Origin of the sequence: Streptomyces sp. WZ.A104 (genome assembly GCF_002382885.1) — a bacterium.
Classification (GTDB): Bacteria; Actinomycetota; Actinomycetes; order Streptomycetales; family Streptomycetaceae; genus Streptomyces.
On sequence record NZ_NWVL01000011.1, the window covers coordinates 1 to 16,367 of the forward strand.

General features: G+C 72.1%; 15 protein-coding genes and 2 tRNA genes. 6 read left to right on the forward strand and 11 right to left on the reverse strand.

Going from position 1 to position 16,367, the window contains the following annotated elements; all coding sequences use genetic code 11:
• The 3 genes from CIB93_RS08080 to CIB93_RS08090 all read left to right on the forward strand — a co-directional run.
• A partial coding sequence (locus tag CIB93_RS08080) for an SPFH domain-containing protein (protein WP_257002092.1) occupies positions 1-1,012 on the forward strand: 1,012 nt, incomplete at its 5' end.
• Between the two features lie 235 nt (positions 1,013-1,247).
• Positions 1,248-1,838, forward strand: coding sequence for a lytic polysaccharide monooxygenase (locus CIB93_RS08085; RefSeq protein ID WP_096625543.1), 591 nt, complete (start codon positions 1,248-1,250; stop codon positions 1,836-1,838).
• Positions 1,839-1,864: 26 nt separating this feature from the next.
• Positions 1,865-3,517, forward strand: a complete 1,653-nt coding sequence (locus tag CIB93_RS08090) for an AMP-binding protein (protein ID WP_096625545.1) — start codon at positions 1,865-1,867, stop codon at positions 3,515-3,517.
• 53 nt (positions 3,518-3,570) lie between these two features.
• Here CIB93_RS08090 and CIB93_RS08095 read toward each other — a convergent pair.
• The 7 genes from CIB93_RS08095 to CIB93_RS08130 all read right to left on the reverse strand — a co-directional run bounded on the left by CIB93_RS08095 (position 3,571) and on the right by CIB93_RS08130 (position 9,016).
• Positions 3,571-3,644, reverse strand: a tRNA-Lys gene (locus tag CIB93_RS08095).
• Between the two features lie 84 nt (positions 3,645-3,728).
• Positions 3,729-4,487 (reverse strand): IclR family transcriptional regulator, encoded by a 759-nt coding sequence (locus CIB93_RS08100; RefSeq protein ID WP_096625547.1) that lies wholly within the window; start codon positions 4,485-4,487, stop codon positions 3,729-3,731.
• A 167-nt stretch (positions 4,488-4,654) separates the two neighbouring features.
• Positions 4,655-5,512, reverse strand: coding sequence for an ectoine/hydroxyectoine ABC transporter ATP-binding protein EhuA (gene ehuA, locus CIB93_RS08105; RefSeq protein ID WP_096625549.1), 858 nt, complete (start codon positions 5,510-5,512; stop codon positions 4,655-4,657).
• Positions 5,502-6,143: an ectoine/hydroxyectoine ABC transporter permease subunit EhuD gene (gene ehuD, locus CIB93_RS08110; protein WP_096625551.1), complete on the reverse strand. Its 642-nt coding sequence runs from the start codon at positions 6,141-6,143 to the stop codon at positions 5,502-5,504. The genes ehuA and ehuD overlap by 11 nt, the downstream gene beginning before the upstream one ends.
• Entirely contained in the window at positions 6,140-6,871 is a 732-nt protein-coding gene (ehuC, locus tag CIB93_RS08115) for an ectoine/hydroxyectoine ABC transporter permease subunit EhuC (RefSeq protein ID WP_096625553.1), read from the reverse strand. Before ehuC ends, ehuD begins: the two co-directional genes overlap by 4 nt.
• An 18-nt stretch (positions 6,872-6,889) precedes the next feature.
• Positions 6,890-7,792, reverse strand: coding sequence for an ectoine/hydroxyectoine ABC transporter substrate-binding protein EhuB (gene ehuB / locus CIB93_RS08120; protein ID WP_096625554.1), 903 nt, complete (start codon positions 7,790-7,792; stop codon positions 6,890-6,892).
• A gap of 147 nt (positions 7,793-7,939) precedes the next feature.
• On the reverse strand, positions 7,940-9,016 hold the full coding sequence (locus CIB93_RS08130; protein ID WP_257002093.1) for a D-2-hydroxyacid dehydrogenase: 1,077 nt from the start codon (positions 9,014-9,016) through the stop codon (positions 7,940-7,942).
• A gap of 260 nt (positions 9,017-9,276) precedes the next feature.
• Between CIB93_RS08130 and CIB93_RS08135 the strand changes: the two genes are divergently transcribed.
• Together CIB93_RS08135 and CIB93_RS08140 are read left to right on the forward strand one after the other, a co-directional pair.
• Positions 9,277-10,041, forward strand: a complete 765-nt coding sequence (locus CIB93_RS08135) for a decarboxylase (protein ID WP_096625556.1) — start codon at positions 9,277-9,279, stop codon at positions 10,039-10,041.
• A 104-nt stretch (positions 10,042-10,145) separates the two neighbouring features.
• Positions 10,146-11,261 (forward strand): LLM class flavin-dependent oxidoreductase, encoded by a 1,116-nt coding sequence (locus CIB93_RS08140; RefSeq protein WP_096625558.1) that lies wholly within the window; start codon positions 10,146-10,148, stop codon positions 11,259-11,261.
• A gap of 20 nt (positions 11,262-11,281) precedes the next feature.
• On the opposite strand, the gene CIB93_RS08145 is transcribed toward CIB93_RS08140, so the two are convergent.
• Complete coding sequence (locus CIB93_RS08145; RefSeq protein WP_096625560.1) at positions 11,282-13,216, reverse strand: bifunctional diguanylate cyclase/phosphodiesterase; 1,935 nt, start codon at positions 13,214-13,216, stop codon at positions 11,282-11,284.
• 397 nt (positions 13,217-13,613) lie between these two features.
• On the opposite strand from CIB93_RS08145, the gene CIB93_RS08150 reads away from it, so the two are divergent.
• Entirely contained in the window at positions 13,614-14,858 is a 1,245-nt protein-coding gene (locus CIB93_RS08150) for a M6 family metalloprotease domain-containing protein (RefSeq protein WP_096625562.1), read from the forward strand.
• A 65-nt stretch (positions 14,859-14,923) separates the two neighbouring features.
• On the opposite strand, the gene CIB93_RS08155 is transcribed toward CIB93_RS08150, so the two are convergent.
• The 3 genes from CIB93_RS08155 to CIB93_RS08165 form a co-directional block, all read right to left on the reverse strand.
• Positions 14,924-14,997 (reverse strand) — tRNA-Lys (locus CIB93_RS08155).
• Positions 14,988-15,677, reverse strand: a complete 690-nt coding sequence (locus CIB93_RS08160) for a bifunctional DNA primase/polymerase (RefSeq protein WP_096625564.1) — start codon at positions 15,675-15,677, stop codon at positions 14,988-14,990. Before CIB93_RS08160 ends, CIB93_RS08155 begins: the two co-directional genes overlap by 10 nt.
• A 244-nt stretch (positions 15,678-15,921) precedes the next feature.
• A complete protein-coding gene (locus CIB93_RS08165; protein WP_096625566.1) occupies positions 15,922-16,263 on the reverse strand; it encodes a hypothetical protein in 342 nt (113 codons plus the stop codon).
• Positions 16,264-16,367 lie beyond the last annotated feature (104 nt).

The following is a 16,367-nucleotide window of genomic DNA, read 5'->3' on the forward strand; positions in this document are numbered from 1 at the left end:
CGGGCGCGCGGCCGGCGGGGAGCGTGCGCCCGCGACCCGGCGGCCGCCCGTGCCGCGTACGCCGCAGACGCGGGTGCAGCCCTCCACCCGGCCCGCTCCTGTCGCCGACCCCCGGCTCGCTGAGCGGCCCGGGCCCGCGCTGCCCGGGTACGTCGCCCTGCTCACCGGCGCGGCCGGAATCGCCGGTGGGCTGGCTGTCCTGTGGTGGCGGGGGGCGCTGCCCGCCGCCTGGCAGACCGCCGTCGGGATCGGCCCCCGTACCGACGTGGGCGTCGGGGCGGGCGGCTGGGCGCTGCTCGCCCTCCTGGCCACCGTGGTGCTCCTCGCGCTCGGCGGCCTGGGCCGCGGGCGGGTCGGGTACGCGTGGGTGCTGACGCTCTTCGGCGACTACCGGGGCAGCGTCCGCCGCACCGGCCTCGTCTGGGTCTCGCCCCTGCTGCTGCGCCGCCGTGTCGACGTACGGCTGCGGCACTGGCGCAGCGAACCGCTGCCCGCCGTCGACGCCAACGGCACCGCACTGCGCGCGGTGGTCCTCGTCGTCTGGCGGGTCGAGGACACCGTGCGGGCCGCCCTCGGTATCGAGGACCACGAGGCATATCTCAGCGCCCAGGTCGAGGCTGCCATGGCCCGGGTCCTGTCCCAGTTGCCCGCCGACGCGTTCCACGAGGACGCCCCGACCCTGCGCGACGCGGAGGCGGTCGGCGACGCTCTGACCCGGATGCTGAAGGCGGACTGCGAACCCGTGGGTGTGGAGGTGTACTCGGCGCAGCCGACCGGCATCGAGTACGCCCCGGAGGTCGCGGCGGCGATGCAGCGGCGGCGGATCGCCGCGATCGACGCCAAGCACCGCGACAGCGTGCTCACCTCCGTGGTGGACGCGGTCGACGACACGGTCAACCGGCTGACCACTCGCGGCATCGTCGAGCTCGACGACTACGAACGCAAGGCCCTCGTCAAGGACTTGACCGTCGCGTTCTACACGGGCCGCAGTGGGGGAGGGGACGGGGCCTGAGGCGCGGGGGAGCCGGGGCGCGCCGATGGAATACGACGCCCATTGGTCTGGACATGTTCATGACGTGTCAATAATCTGATACTTGGTCTAGACCGCAGGATGCACCATGCGTCACCTGGCACGTGCAACCGCCGAATCCGTCAACCGGCACGTGCCCATCACACGCACCAAGCGCGCGCAGCATGTCGAGCAAGGCTCATGGAACCTCCCCCACGTTCTAGAGGAGCGACAGCAAATGCGGAAAAGAGCAAGCGCGGCCGTGATCGGCCTGGCGATAGCGGGCGTCTCGGTGCTCGCGACCAACACCGCCGGCAGCCACGGCTACACGGACTCCCCCATCAGCCGTCAGAAACTCTGCGCCAACGGCACGGTCGCCAACTGCGGCAGCATCCAGTGGGAGCCGCAGAGCGTCGAGGGGCCCAAGGGCTTCCCGGCGGCAGGGCCGGCGGACGGCAGGATCTGCTCCGGCGGCAACGGACGGTTCGCTCAGCTCGACGACCCGCGTGGCGGCAACTGGCCCGCCACCCAGGTCACCGGCGGGCAGGGCTACAGCTTCCGCTGGCGGTTCACCGCCCGCCACTCCACCAGCGACTTCCGCTACTACATCACCAAGAACGGCTGGGACTCCACCAAGCCGCTCACCCGGGCCGCACTCGAATCGCAGCCCTTCATGACCGTGCCCTACGGGAACCAGCAGCCGCCGGCCACCCTGACCCACCAGGGCACGATCCCCACCCAGAAGAGCGGCAAGCACATCATCCTCGCCGTGTGGAACGTGGCGGACACCGCCAACGCCTTCTACGCGTGCTCGGACGTTAAGTTCTGACGCTCCATCAGTTATCGTGCGGCGCCATGAGGCGTACCGGCACCGTCGCGGAACTCGTACGACGTCAATGGGGTGACCACCGGCCCGCCCTGAAGCACGGCCCCACCGTGCTCAGTCATCACCAGGTGGTCGAGGGCGCCGCCGCCCGGGCGGCGCTCCTGGCGGATCTGCTGCCGAGCCGCAGCGAACCGCACCTCGGCGTACTGCTCGACAACACCCCTGAGTTCCCGATGTGGCTCAGCGCGGCGGCCCTGGCCGGGGCCGCCGTCGCGGGGATCAACCCCACCCGGCGCGGCCCCGAGCTGGCCCGCGACATCCTGCACACCGAAGCCCCGCTCCTGATCACCGCGCGCGCCCACCTGCCGCTCCTCGCGGACCTGGAGCTGCCGGGGGTGCGGGTCCTGGTCACCGATACCGAGGCGTACGCCGCCCTGCTCGCCCCCTACGCGGGCGCACGCCCCGGCGACGCCCGCCTCTCCCCGGTCGGCCCCGGCAGCCGCATGCTCCTCTACTTCACCTCCGGCTCCACCGGCGCGCCCAAGGCGGCGATCTGCACCCAGGGCCGTCTGGCCGGGGCCGGGCATTCCCTCGCGGGACACTTCGGCGTCCGGCCCGCCGACGTCCACTACATCTGCATGCCGATGTTCCACGGCAACGCGGTGCTCGCCGGCTGGGCCCCCGCGCTCGCCGCCGGGGCCGCCATAGCCCTGCGCCCCCGCTTCTCCGCCTCCGCCTTCCTCGACGACGTACGCGCCTACGGGGCGACGTACTTCACCTACGTCGGGCGGGCCGTGCAGTATCTGCTGGCCACCCCCGAGCGCCCCGACGACCGGGAGCATCCGTTGCGCCTGGGCTTCGGCACCGAGGCGGGCGCGGTGGACGCGGCCCGGTTCCGGGAGCGTTTCGGTGTGGAGCTGGTCGAGGGGTACGGCTCCTCCGAGGGCGGCGCGGCGATCCAGCGGAGCCCCGGCACCCCGACGGGCGCGATCGGCCGGGCCGCTCCGGGTGACGACCTGGCCGTCGTCGACCAGGAGACCGGTGCGGAGCGCGCACCGGCCCGCTTCGACGCGGGCGGCAAGCTGCTCAACGGGGACGAGGCCATCGGTGAGCTGGTCAACCGGGGGCCGACACCCTTCGAGGGCTACTGGCGCAACCCGGAGGCGGACGCGGAACGGGCCCGGCGCGGCTGGTACTGGACCGGCGACCTCTTCTACCGGGACGCCGACGGCTACCTCTACTTCGCGGGCCGCACCGACGACCGGCTCCGGGTCGACAGCGAGAACCTGGCCGCCGCGATGATCGAGCACATCCTGGCCCGCTGGGAGGAGGCGGCCGCAGCCGCGGTCTACGCCGTCCCGGACCCGGTCACCGGCGACCGGGTGATGGCCGCCCTGACCCTCCGGCCGGGCGCGGCCTTCGACCCGGCGGCCTTCACCGCGTTCCTGCGCGCCCAGCCGGACCTGGGGACGAAGATGGCGCCGCGGTTCGTCCGGATCGTCGAGCGGATGCCGGTCACCGCGACGAACAAGGTCCACCGGGTGGCGCTGCGCAGGGCCGGCTTCCGCTGTGCGGATCCGGTGTGGTGGGACCGGCACGGCGACGGTACGTACGCACCACTGGACGACGGGAGCCTTGCCGCTCTGCTCGCACAGTACGAGGAACGGGGAAGGGCTCTGTGAGGGGGAAAGCACAGTGGGCGGCCTCCGCGAAGGAGACCGCCCACTGCGTGTCGTGCGCCGTCAGGGACTCGAACCCCGGACCCGCTGATTAAGAGTCAGCTGCTCTAACCAACTGAGCTAACGGCGCCTGCTGACTCGAAAATAATACCTGGTCCCGAGGGGTGCTGATGACACCCGCCTCCTTGAGGCCCCGAGAGCCCGGCCCCGGTGGCTACAGCGCCAGCGACAGCAGCACCGGAGCGGCCTGCCGGCCCAGGATGTCGGCCGCCGCCCGCAGCCGGTGCGCGTCCTCGATCGGCAGGGACAGGGCGAGGCAGCCCGCCGAGGCCCCGGCCGTCAGGGGCACGGCCGCGCAGACGGTGCCCACCGCGTACTCCTGGAGGTCCAGCACCGGGACCGTGGCCGACTGGGCGTCGAGCTGGGAGAAGAGGATCTTCTCGTTGGTGATCGTCCGCGAGGTGAGCCGGGCCGTCTTGTGCCGGGAGAGGTGATCGCGCCGCCCGTCGTGGTCGAGCTGGCCCAGCAGACACTTGCCGACCGCGCTGGCGTGCGCGGAGGAGCGGAAGTCCACCCACTCGTTCACCGCCGGGGTGAGCGGCCCGTCCGCCACCTGCGTCACGCTGATCTCGCCGTCCACATACCGGCTGAGGTAGACCGCCGCGCCGACGGCGTCGCGCAGCTGGGTCAGGGTGTGCTGGAGCCGGACCTCCAGGGCCTGGCGGCGGGCCGCCCCGGAGCCGAGCAGGAGCAGCGAGGCGCCGATGACGTACGCGCCGTCACTGACCTGCTCCACATAGCCCTCGCGGCGCAGTGTGAGCAGGAGCGGGGCGAGGTGGCCGGTCGGCAGGCCCGTCTCGCGGGAGATCTGGGCATCGGTCACACCGTTGCCGTGCTTGGAGACCGTTTCGAGCACGCGCAGGGCGTACTGCACCGAGTGGAACGGCGCGGTCGGCTCGGGCTTCAATGCCACGGTGTCCCCCTACCAGGTTGTGACCGCAAGCTTTCGCCCCACGATAGCGGCCGAAACCCACCCGCGGGGCGGCAGTTGGCGAGTCAGTGGGCGCGCCCCAGGGCTGTCAACTGGGGCGCACCCGTCTGGCATATGCCAACGTCATGAGCAGGGGGCTAACGGCGAGGTCACAGCACTGCGTTGAGGAACTCGCGCGTACGTTCGTGCGACGGATCGGAGAAGATTTTTTCCGGCGGTCCGGACTCCACGACCCGGCCCGCGTCGAACATCAGCACCTTCTCCGAGACGTCCCGGGCGAAGTTCATCTCGTGGGTCACGCAGACCATGGTGATGTCGGTGTTCCTGGCGATGTCCTCCAGCAGCTCCAGCACCCCGGCCACCAGCTCCGGATCGAGCGCGGACGTCACCTCGTCCAGGAGCAGGATCTCCGGTTCCATGGCCAGGGCGCGGGCGATGGCGACCCGCTGCTGCTGGCCCCCGGAGAGCTGCGAGGGGTGGGCGTCGACCTTCGCCGAGAGCCCCACCAGGTCCAGCAGCTCCCGGGCCCGGGTCTCGGCCTCCTCTCGGCTCTTGCCCAGCACGCTGACCGGGGCCTCGGTGATGTTCTGGAGCACCTTCATGTTCGGGAAGAGGTTGAACTGCTGGAAGACCATCCCGATCTTCTTCCGGGACTCCCGCAGCTGCTTCTCACCCGCGGGCTTCAGGGAGCCGTCCGGGGCCCGTACGTGCGACAGCGGGGAGCCGTCCACCCAGATCACCCCGTCGCTGACCTTCTCCAGCGTCATCAGCAGCCGCAGGATCGTGGTCTTGCCCGAGCCGCTGGGCCCGATCAGGGTGACGTGCTCGCCGCGGTCGACGGTGAAGTCCAGCTCGTCCAGGACCACATGGTCGCCGTAGCGCTTCACCACCTTGTCGAAGCGCACCAGCGGCTCGCCCGTGCGCCCGGCCGCCGAGGCCGCGTCCTCGGGAGTGCCCTGGGAGGCCGGGGCCGCCGTCTTCTTGAGGAGGGAGGGGTCAGTGGCCAAGGCGCTTCTCCAGCTTTCTCATCAGCAGCGACGTGGGGTAGCTCGCGACCAGGAAGATCAGGCCGGCGAGGGTGAACACCTCGGTGTACGCGAAGTGGTCGGCCCCGTACTTCCGGGCCTCGAAGACCATCTCCTGCACCGTGATCACGGCCAGGAACGGGGTCTCCTTGAACATCGAGATCGCGTAGTTCCCGAGGGCGGGCAGCACATTGCGCACCGCCTGCGGCAGGATCACGGCCTGCCAGGTGCGCCGGGGCGACAGCGACAGCGCGCGGCACGCCTCCCACTGCCCCTTCGGTACGCCGTCGATCCCGGCCCGGTAGACCTCCGAGGTGTACGCGGCGTAGTGGACGCCCAGCACCGCGATCCCGATGTACAGCGGCTCCACCGAGCTGAACAGCGCTGCGGCCCCCACCAGTTGGACGAGCAGCGGGGTGGAGCGCACGAACTCCGTGACGGCCCGCACCGGGACCGTGACGAACTTGCTGGGGGCGCGCCCGGCCACCGCGACGGCAAGCCCCAGCACGGCCGCAACCAGAGTGCCGAGCACGGTGGCGAGCAGGGTGACCCGGAACCCTTCCAGCAGCAGGGGCAGGGACTCCCCGACGGCGTTCCAGTCGAAGCCGTTCACCGGGTACCTCCCACGGCGGTCGCGGTCGTGCTACGGCTCTTGAGCAGGCCCTTGGCGCCGGTGTCCAGGCCGAGCCGCCGCTTGGCGCCGCGCTCCAGCAGGCTCATCAGCAGGGTCAGCGCGTAGGCCAGGACGAAGTAGGCGGCCAGCAGGGTCAGATAGGCGGTCAGGGTCTCACCGGTACGGTCGCGCAGCTGCTGGATCACCGTCATCAGATCGGCGGCCGAGATCAGCCACAGCAGCGGGGTGCACTTCAGCAGCTGGATCAGCAGATTGGTGAAGCTCGGGATCATCTGCACCCAGGCCTGCGGCAGGATCACCTTCCACAGCCGCCTGGCCGGGCTGAGGTTGAGTGCGATCGCCGCCTCGTACTGCCCGCGCGGTACGGAGTTGATGGCACCGCGCACCACTTCGGCACCGTACGCACCGTAGTTGAGGCCGAACGCGACGACCCCGCAGATCAGCGGGGTCAGTTCGTAGCCGGTCAGCAGCGGCATCGCGTAGTAGAGCCAGAACAGCTGGATGTAGAGGGAGGTCCCCCGGAAGAACTCCACGACCACCCGGGAGAACCCGCGCGCCAGGAGCAGCTTGCTGCCCGCCATCAGCCCGAGCGCGAAGGCCAGCGCCCCGGCCAGCAGCGCGCCCAGGACCGTGGCCTCCAGCGTCACCCACAGGCCCGAACGGACCTGGGGGAACTCCTCGACGAGGAGGGAGAAGAAGTCACTCATGCGTGTGCGTCCGCCCCGTCAGCCCTTGCACAGATCCGCGGTCTTCAGGTCGGCGGGCGGGATCTCCGTCTCCCCGAACCCGTACGGCTCCAGCAGCTGCACATAGCGCGAGCGGTCCGAGACGATCTTCTTGAGCTCCCGGTTGAAGGAGTCCCGCAGGTCCTCGTTGCCCTTGCGGAAGACCGCGCCCCCCGGCGAGAACTGCTCCTTGCCGTCGAGCTTCGGCAGGAACGCCTCGGTGACCTCGGTGTCCGGGTTGGTCTTCGCCAGCCAGCGCAGCGAGATCCCGGTGAGCAGGAACGCGTCGATCCGGCCGCCCTTGACGGCGTCGGCCCCGTCCTGCGGCTTCTGCAACGTCTTGATCCTGTCCTCGGGGATGCCCGCTCCCTCGGCGTAACTGCCCTCCACCGCACCGGACATCACGCCGACGGTGATCCCGGCCTCCTTGGCGGAGGCCAGGTCGGTGATGTTCTTCGGGTTGCCCTTCTTCACCATCAGCGCGGTCGGCGAGATGAACTCCGGCTCGGAGAAGATCGCGTTGCCGCAGCGCTCCGGGGTGATGGCCATGCCCGCGCTGACCACGTCGTACTTCCCGGCCTGGAGGCCCGGGATCAGCCCGTCCCACTCGGAGAGCGTCGGCTTCAGCTCATCCACGCCCAGCGCCTTGAAGATCTCCCGGTGCAGGGTCGGGGCCTCGCCCTTCAGTTCCTTGCCCTCCAGGTAGCCGTACGGCGCCTCGTTGGCGTACGCCACGCGCACGAAGCCCTGCTTGCGGAGCTTGTCGAGGGCGCCCTCACCGGTCGCGGCGCCGGAGTCGGTCTTGCTGCACGCGGTGAGCAGGCCGGGAACGACGAGGAGGCCGCCCACGGCCGCCGTTCCGTTGAGAAAACCCCGGCGGGACAGGTTCGGGAATTCAGCCATGGTTCGCAATCTCCTGGAGGTCGAACAGTCCGGACAGGGTGAGCGCCTGCCCCGTCCCGTACGTCTATGCAGGAAGCCGGGGCCTGTAACCGAACAGTGGCCGGAAGGTGACGTTCCCGTGCCCTGGGGCGGGCGGAGGGCGAGGGATCAGCCGGTGCCGGTGCGGGTCTCGGTCTCCGTGCCGGTCTCGGTGTCCGTGTCCGTGCCTGCACCCGCCTCCGTGCCCGTGCCCGTGCCCGTGCCCGTGCCCGTGCCCGTGCCCGTGCCCGTGTCCGGGGACGGGACGTAACCGCGTTCCTTGTCCACCACGTTCGGCAACGGCTCGCCCCGCGCCCACCGTTCGTACATCGCCACGAACTGCTCGCCCAGCCGGTCGCGCCACCCCACCGTGTCCCCGCTCAGGTGCGGCGAGACCAACAGGCCCGGAACATCCCACAACGGGCTGTCCGGGCCCAGCGGTTCGTCCTCGAACACGTCGAGCGCCGCGCCCGCGAGCCAGCGGCGGTTCAGCGCGTCCACGAGGTCGGCCTCCACCACGGCGGCCCCCCGCCCCACGTTGATGAACCGCGCCGACGGCTGGAGCAGACCGAAGAAACGGGAGTCGAACATCCCGCGCGTCGCGTCGGTCAGCGGGGCCGCGGCGATCACCCAGTCCGCCCGGGCCGCCAGCCGGTCCAGATCCGCCACCCCGTGGATGGTGCGCCGGGCGGTCCGCCCCACCAGGGCCACCGTGACCCCCAGGCCGTGCAGCAGCCGGGTGATCTCCCGGCCGATCGGCCCCGCCCCGACCACCACCGCCCGCGTACCGGCGACCTGCTGCCCCTCGCGGTGGCGCCAGTGCCGCTCCCGCTGGAGCTCCAGGGTGCCGGGAAGGTCCTTGGCCAACGCCAGTACCAGCCCCGCCACGTACTCCGCGATCGGCCGCTCGAAGACTCCCCGCGCGTTGGTGAGAACGGTGTCGGAGGCGACCAGCTCCGGGCAGAGCAGCCGGTCCACGCCCGCGCTCGCCGTGTGCACCCACCGCGGCCGCGCCCCCGGACCCGGCCAGGCCTCCCGTACCGCGTCGGAGGTGAAGTCCCACACCAGCAGGACGTCGGCGTACGGGAGCTTCCCGGCGAGCGAGGAGGCGTCCGCGTACCGCACGTCCACCCGGCCGGTCAGCCGGCCCAGGCGCGGGGGCTGGGGCGGATCGGCGTCGAGGACGAGCAGCACGGGGTTCGGCATCGCGGGTCGGCCCTCCGGCAGCGGTACGGACGCGGGAACGGCGGTCGGACGCGCCCACGCTCGCAGCAGGGCCCCCCGCCGTCAACGATGCCGGGCCGCGCGCCCGACACCACGGGCCCACCGGAGGAATACTGGGAACAAGTCGGGGCAATAGTGACCGGTCGCGCGGTCACGGCCCGCCCGGCAGGTCCGGCGGGCCGCCGCACCCGCGACGGGGGCGGTGCCGCGCGGCAGGCCGTCGACGTACAGGAAGGGTGGACATGACGACCGTAGGACTTCTCTACCCGGGTCACGCCGCCGAGGACGACTTCCCACGGATCGAGATCCTGCTCGACACCGACATCCGGCTGCCCCTGTTCGCCACCGACCCCGGCGAGGACGCCTGCCACCCCGGCGCACTGCGCGAGCGGGGCGCGCCCGGCCGGATCGCCGAGGGCATCGAGGAGCTGCGCCTCGCGGGCGCCGAGGCGCTGGTCTGGGCGTCCACCGGAGGCAGCTTCGGGTACGGCTGGGAGGGCGCCCACGAGCAGGTCGCCACGCTCGCCAGGACGGCGGGGCTGCCCGCCTCCAGCACCTCGATCGGCTTCGCCCACGCGGTACGGGAGCTGGGCGCGCGCCGCGTCGCCGTCGCGGCCCCCTACTCCGAGGACGTCACCGGGCTCCTCGCCCAGTTCCTGGCGTCGGCGGGCGTCGAGGCCGTCGCGGCCGCGTCCGGTGGGGCCGCCTCCTCGGCCGAGGCCGGGTCCTGGGGGCCGGAGCGGGTGAAGCGGCTGGCGCTGGAGGCCGACGACCCGGACGCCGAGGCGGTGCTGATCCCGGGCACGTCCCTGCACACAGCCGCGTACATCCCCGAGCTGGAGGAGGCGCTCGGCAAGCCGGTCCTCACGGCGAACCAGGTCACAGTGTGGGAGGGGCTGCGCCTCACCGACCGCAGGATCTGGGCCCCCACGCTCGGCACGCTGTTCTCCACCCGTGCGCCGGTGCCCGGGTCGCTGGAGCCGAAGGGCATCGAGGTACGGGAGTAGGGGGCCGTCCCCGGTAGAAGGCGGCCCGGCGGAATAAACGGAGTCATCCTCCTGTTGCACCCCTCCGATACGTACGACGAGTACCACCGGGAGAGGGCCGACACGTGGACGAGATCCGAGGCGACGAGACGGGCGGCGACGGAATCCGAGGTGCGGCGGTCGGCACGGCCCCCGTTCCGCTGTCCGTCCTCGACCTGGTCACCGTGGGGCAGGGCCGCACCGCGACCCAGGCCCTGCGCACCGGCGTGGAGATCGCCAGGCTCACCGAGAGCCGCGGCTTCCACCGCTACTGGGTCGCCGAGCACCACTCCATGCCTGGGGTCGCCTCGTCCTCCCCGGCCGTGATCCTCGCGCACATCGCCGCCCACACCGAGCGCATCCGGCTCGGCTCCGGCGGGGTCATGCTGCCCAACCACGCCCCGCTCGTGATCGCCGAGCAGTTCGGCACCCTGGAGGCGATGGCCCCCGGCCGGATCGACCTGGGCCTCGGCCGGGCCCCCGGCACCGACGGTGCGACGGCGGCCGCCCTGCGCCGCAGCGACCGGCTCAACGAAGGGGCCGATGACTTTCCGCAGCAGCTCAGCGAGCTGATCCGGTTCCTGGACGACGACTTCCCCGACGGGCATCCGTACAGCCGCATCCACGCCGTACCGGGCCCGGTCCAGGCGACCGCCCCCGGCGGGGTGCAGTCCGCGCACCGGCCGCCCGTCTGGCTGCTGGGCTCGTCCGGCTTCAGCGCGCGGCTGGCCGGGACGCTCGGGCTGCCGTTCGCCTTCGCGCACCACTTCTCGGCACAGAACACCATCCCGGCGCTCGACCTGTACCGCGAGTCCTTCCGGCCCTCCGCGGTGCTGGACGCCCCGTACGCCCTGATCGGGGTCTCGGCGCTGGCCGCCGACGACGAGCGCGAGGCCCGCCGCCAGGTGCTGACCGGCGCTCTGTCGATGGTCCGGCTGCGCACCGGACGGCCGGGGCTGATCCCGAGCCCGGCGGAGGCGGAGGCGTACGCCTTCTCCCCGATGGAACGGGAGTTCGTCGACGGCTGGCTCGCCAACGTCGTCCACGGCACCGCCGACGAGGTCCGCACCGGCCTGGACGACCTGGCCAAGCGCACGGGCGCGGACGAGCTGATGATCACCGCGAACGCGCACGGCGGGGACGCCCGACTGCGGAGCTACGACCTGATCGCGGACGCGTACGGACTGCCCGCGGCCTCCTGACCGCTGTCCCGTGGTCCCGGTCAGCCCTCCAGCGGCCGGGACCCGATCAGCCCGGCGATCCGCTCCGGCGCCACGGCCCGCGAGTACAGCCAGCCCTGCCCCGTGTCGCAGCCGATCCGCCGCAGCCGCTCCGCCTGTCCGGCCGTCTCCACGCACTCCGCGGTGACGGTCAGGCCCAGGCGGTGCGCCAGCTGCACCATGGCCTCCACGATCGTCTCGTCGGCCGGGCTCGGGTGCGTACCGTCCTCGTACCGGAAGCCCTTCACGAACGCGCCGTCCAGTTTCAGAACGGAGACGGGCAGCCTGCTCAGATAGGCGAGGTTCGAATACCCGGTCCCGAAGTCGTCGATGGCGATCCGTACGCCCATGTCGCTCAGCGCCTGGAGTGCCCGCAGCGGGCGGCCGCCCGAGCCCATCACCGCGGACTCGGTCAGCTCCAGCTGGAGAAGCCCGGGAGCGAGCTCCGTCTCGGCCAGGATCTCGGCCACGTCGGCGACCAGGTCGGAGTCCCAGACCTGGCGTACGGCGACGTTGACGCTGATGAACAGCGGCGGCTCGGCCGGGTGGTCCAGTTGCCAGCGCCGGGCCTGCCGGCACGCGGTGCGCAGCACCCACCGGCCGAGCTGCACGATCGAACCGTCCTCCTCGGCGATGCCGACGAACCGATTCGGCGACAGCACCCCGAACTGCGGGTGGTTCCAGCGCACCAGCGCCTCGACCCCGCGCAGCACCCCGTCCGCCATCCCGACCAGCGGCTGGTACTCCAGCGTGAACTCCCCGCGCTCCACGGCGGGCCGGAGCGTGGAGGACAGCGACTGCCGGGTCATGCGATGGGCGTTGCGCTCGGGGTCGAACAGGGTCCAGCGCCCCTTGCCGTCGGCCTTCGCCCAGTACAGCGTGGTGTCGGCGGCCTGCATCAGACCGGTGGGCGAGGTGCCCGCCGCGGCCCGCTCCACCACCCCGATCGACGCGGAGACCGAGAACCGCTGCCCGGCCAGGTCGAACGGCTGCTGGAGCGCGGCGAGGACCGAGCGGGCCAGGTCGGTGAGCTCCTGGGTCCCGGCCGAGTCCTCGACCAGGATCGCGAACTCGTCGCCGCCCAGCCGTGCCACCAGCCGACTGCCGCCGGGGGTGCGGGACGCGTCGTTCTCGGCGCAGTCGGTGAGCCGCCCGGCGACGGCGGCCAGCAGCCGGTCCCCGGTGCGGTGGCCCAGGGTGTCGTTGATCGCCTTGAAGCCGTCCAGGTCCAGGTAGCAGAGCCCGATCCGGGCGTGCTGCCGGGGCGGCATCGAGTCGTCCTGGTACGGCGGGGTTTCCAGGGCCGAGGCGAGGCGCTCGAAGAACAGCGTCCGGTTGGGCAGCCGGGTCACCGGGTCGTGCATCTGGAGATGGCGCAGCCGCTCCTGGAGCTCCCGGCGGTCGCTGATGTCCGCGACGGTCAGCAGGACCCGGGCCGGCTCCGCCGCCGAGGTGCCGGTCATCGGTACGACGGTGACCTCGGCCCACAGGAAGCGCCCGTCGGGGTGCTTGAGGCGGCGGGTGCAGCGGAACCGGGAGCGGCGGCCCTGGAGCACCTCGCGGTAGGCGAGCCAGGTGCGGTCGTCGGAGGCGAGGTCGAACAGCTCGCACGCCTGCTGCCGGGCGAGGGTGGTCGCCGCCGCGCCCAGCAGCCCGCCGAGCGCCTCGTTGGCCCGCAGGACCTGGCCGCGGCCGTCGACGACGGCCATGGGGAGCGTGGCGGCGTTGAAGGCGGCGCGGTAGTCGCGCAGCTCGGACGCGGAGGGGCCGTCATCGGCGACGGCGGCCGGCGGGGCGGGGGCCGCGTCGGGGTGCTGGGCGGCGGGCGGATCGGGGGCCGGATGCGGGGCCGTCGTGTGACGCTCCGTGACCGGCGCGGGGGGTGTGCCGGGGGCCGTGCCTGCCGGGGCCCTCGGCCCTTCGGAGGTTCCGCTCACCGCTCGCTCCCGCTGTGAAGATTGTCGTGAACAGGTGGGGTCGGACAGGTCACCGGGTGGCGGCCCCGTCAAGGGGCCCGTTCCACGCGGGAAAGCGTGGTGAAGCATAGAGGGTGCCGCGTCGGCCGTTCCAGCTCGCCGTCCGGTGCGGGGCTCCGCCGGGGGCCGTGCGGGGAGTGTCAGCGGGCGGGAGGGCGCGTTCCGGTTTGCCCGATCCTGATCATTTCTGTGCGGATCTGTTGCAATGGCCGATTTAACTGACCGATAGTGACGTTCCGTGAAGGCGTGGGTGGTGGTATTGACCGCTTACCCGAGTGGGGCAGCACAACAGGACGTGCCACCGTGAACCGGCACAGGGTGGACGAGATGGACCGCGTTTCCCCACCCGGAGGTCGATGTGCCGTGCCGTCGCGGACCCAGGGGAGCGGAACGGCCGACGCTGCGCAGTGTGGCGGCCTCCGTGACCTCCCTCCTGGCGCTCGCCGCCATGTCGCTCGTCGCGGGCCCCGCCGCGGCCGCCGCGCGGGGCGACGCCGCTCCGTGCGCCCTGACCCGGACATCGGCGCACCACTCGCTCGGCCTGGACACCTGGAACACGGCCTACCCGCGCCCCGACCGGAGCCTCGACGCGGTCATGATCTTCCTGTCCTTCCCGGACTCCGAGCCCACCCTCACCCCCGAGGTGCTGACTGCCGATCACTTCCCCTCCACCAGCAGCTTCTTCGAGCGCGCCAGCTACGGCGGATTCACCCTGCGCCCCCACCCGCGGCGCGGCTGGACGCAGATGCCGCGCGACTCGACCTGGTACGCCGTGGAGCGCGACTGGAAAGCCGAGCGGCGCACCGCCTATCTGCGGGACGCCATCGCCGCCGCCGACCCTGACGTCGACTTCTCCGCCTACGACATCGTCTACCTGGTCGCCGACCCCGACGCCCCCGGCGTCGACTCCGACGCCACCAAGGTGGTCAACTTCGACCGGCCGCTGCGCGCCGACGGCACCGACATCCGGCGCGTGGTGACGCTCTTCGAGCAGCACCCCCCGGACCGCAACGTCCTCGCCCACGAGACCGGGCACGTCTTCGACCTCGCCGACCTCTACCACCGGCCCGTCGACGGCAAGGGCGACTGGGACACGTACGTCGGCGACTGGGACGTCATGGGCAGCCAGTTCGGCCTCGCCCCGGATCTGTTCGGCTGGCACAAGTGGAAGCTCGGCTGGCTGGGCGGGCGGCAGGTCGTCTGCGTCCAGGGCTCGGCCGACCTCACCCTGGAGCCGGTCTCCGCCGCCCCGGTGCCCGGCGGGTCGATCGGGACCCGGCTCGCCGTCGTCCGCACCGGCCTCGACAGCGCCCTGGCCATCGAGGCCCGCAGTGCCACCGGCAACGACCGGAGCACCTGCACCGAGGGCATCCTGATCTACCGCATCCGCAGCGGGACGGCTTCCGGCGGCGGGCCCGTCGAGGTGGTGGACACCCACCCGGAGACCGGGGCCTGCTGGGACCGCTCGGTCTACCCGCCGCTCGCCGACGCCCCGCTCGGGGTCGGGGAGACCTTCACCGTCCCCGGCGACCGCACCCGCATCGAGGTCGCTGACCGTACCCCGGCCGGCTCCTGGACGGTCCGGATCACCACCGGCGTCTGAAACCGGAATCCGGGGGAGCGCACACGAAGAAGCCCCCCGCTTTCGCGAGGGGCTTCTTCCGTCGGTGCGCCGTCAGGGACTCGAACCCCGGACCCGCTGATTAAGAGTCAGCTGCTCTAACCAACTGAGCTAACGGCGCCTGCTGACGTCGTAGACATTAGCATCCTGATCCGCCCGAGGAAAAATCGAATACGCGGTGCCCCGGGAGGTCGCCGACCTGCTCACCCGTACGCACGCCCAGAGCAGCACGTCGGGGCCCGGCAGCCATGGGTTACGTGTGTCCGGCGCCACCAGCCAGCGCGGCCCGCCGTCGGACGACGCGCAGGTCAGCGGCGGTACGGTCACGGCGTCCCCGGTGCCGTGGCAGAGCAGCGGCGGTACCGTGCCCCGCTGCTCGCCGGAGCCCGCGCGGCCGCCGGCCCCCCACTCCTCCCAGGCGAGCAGCGACGGCAGTCGCTGGGCCGTCCCGGGGGCCGCGAACAGCAGCATCCGGCCCCGGTGCGAGGCGACAGGGCCGGAGCCGGGGCCCTCGGACCAGAGCTGCTCCAGCATCCGGCGCCCGAACAGCGCGGGCACGTTGACGACATCGAAAGCGGAACCGCAGGGCAGCACCCCGGGCGCACCGGGGCGCTCCTCCCACTGGGCGAGCGTGCTGCGCGGATGGGCCGAGGCCCCGGCGAGCCAGGCGGCACCGGCGGCGGTGACCTGGGCGGCCTGTGCTCCGGTCTGGTCCCGCAGCAGGGCGAAGATGTCGACGCCGTGGTGCGCGACGGCGGCACCGGCCTGAAGGGTCGTTTCGTCTTTCAGCCATGCGCTCATGCAGCAAGGTCTACCGGGAGTGACGGAACTGTTTCCGAGAGTTGCCGGAAACCGGGACAGGGCGGGAGCGGAAGGAGTATCTTGCCCGCCGGAATATGCCACGGGACCTGACCCCGGTCTGCTGCCGACGGCAGGCGTCGGGCGGCAGGGGTCGGGCGGGTCAGGTTCGTGGCCCGGTCCGGACCGGACCCGGACCAGGTTCCCCGATCAGGTCCGTATCAGGTTCCCGTATCAGGTTCGCGGATCAGGTTCTGGAGGCGTCCAGCAGGGACCGGCCGAACTCGATCATCTTCTTCGCGTAGTCCTCGGTCCACTCCGCGCGCTCCGCGACGTCCGCCGCCGTCAGCCGGTCGAACCGGCTCGGATCGGCGAGCTGCGCCGCCGCTATCGCCTGGAACTCCACCGACCGGTCCGTCGCCGCGCGGAAGGCATGCGTCAGCTCGGTCGCGCGGGCCAGCAGTTCCCGGGGGTCCTCCATCGACTCCAGGTCGAAGAAGTGCTCCGGGTCCGCCGTGGCCTGAGACGGCTCGAAGAGCAGCGGCGCGGGGCGCAGCCGCTGCCGTTCGTTCCGCTCGGACTGTGTCATGTGGTGTTCCTTCCTCGGACGACCTGGTGACCGGACGTGCCGGACGGCCACCCTCCATTGTCCAACCCCACGCAAGGGGGCCGGGGCGTGCGCAGGGGGCGCGG

Excerpts from the sequence above, each read along its gene's own strand:
- CIB93_RS08130 (WP_257002093.1), bottom strand. The coding sequence starts at position 9,016 with ATGCCGAACCCCGTGCTGCTCGTCCTCGACGCCGATCCGCCCCAGCCC.
- CIB93_RS08135 (WP_096625556.1), top strand. The coding sequence starts at position 9,277 with ATGACGACCGTAGGACTTCTCTACCCGGGTCACGCCGCCGAGGACGAC.
- CIB93_RS08085 (WP_096625543.1), top strand. The coding sequence starts at position 1,248 with ATGCGGAAAAGAGCAAGCGCGGCCGTGATCGGCCTGGCGATAGCGGGC.
- ehuC (WP_096625553.1), bottom strand. The coding sequence starts at position 6,871 with ATGAGTGACTTCTTCTCCCTCCTCGTCGAGGAGTTCCCCCAGGTCCGT.
- ehuB (WP_096625554.1), bottom strand. The coding sequence starts at position 7,792 with ATGGCTGAATTCCCGAACCTGTCCCGCCGGGGTTTTCTCAACGGAACG.
- CIB93_RS08165 (WP_096625566.1), bottom strand. The coding sequence starts at position 16,263 with ATGACACAGTCCGAGCGGAACGAACGGCAGCGGCTGCGCCCCGCGCCG.
- CIB93_RS08090 (WP_096625545.1), top strand. The coding sequence starts at position 1,865 with ATGAGGCGTACCGGCACCGTCGCGGAACTCGTACGACGTCAATGGGGT.
- CIB93_RS08160 (WP_096625564.1), bottom strand. The coding sequence starts at position 15,677 with ATGAGCGCATGGCTGAAAGACGAAACGACCCTTCAGGCCGGTGCCGCC.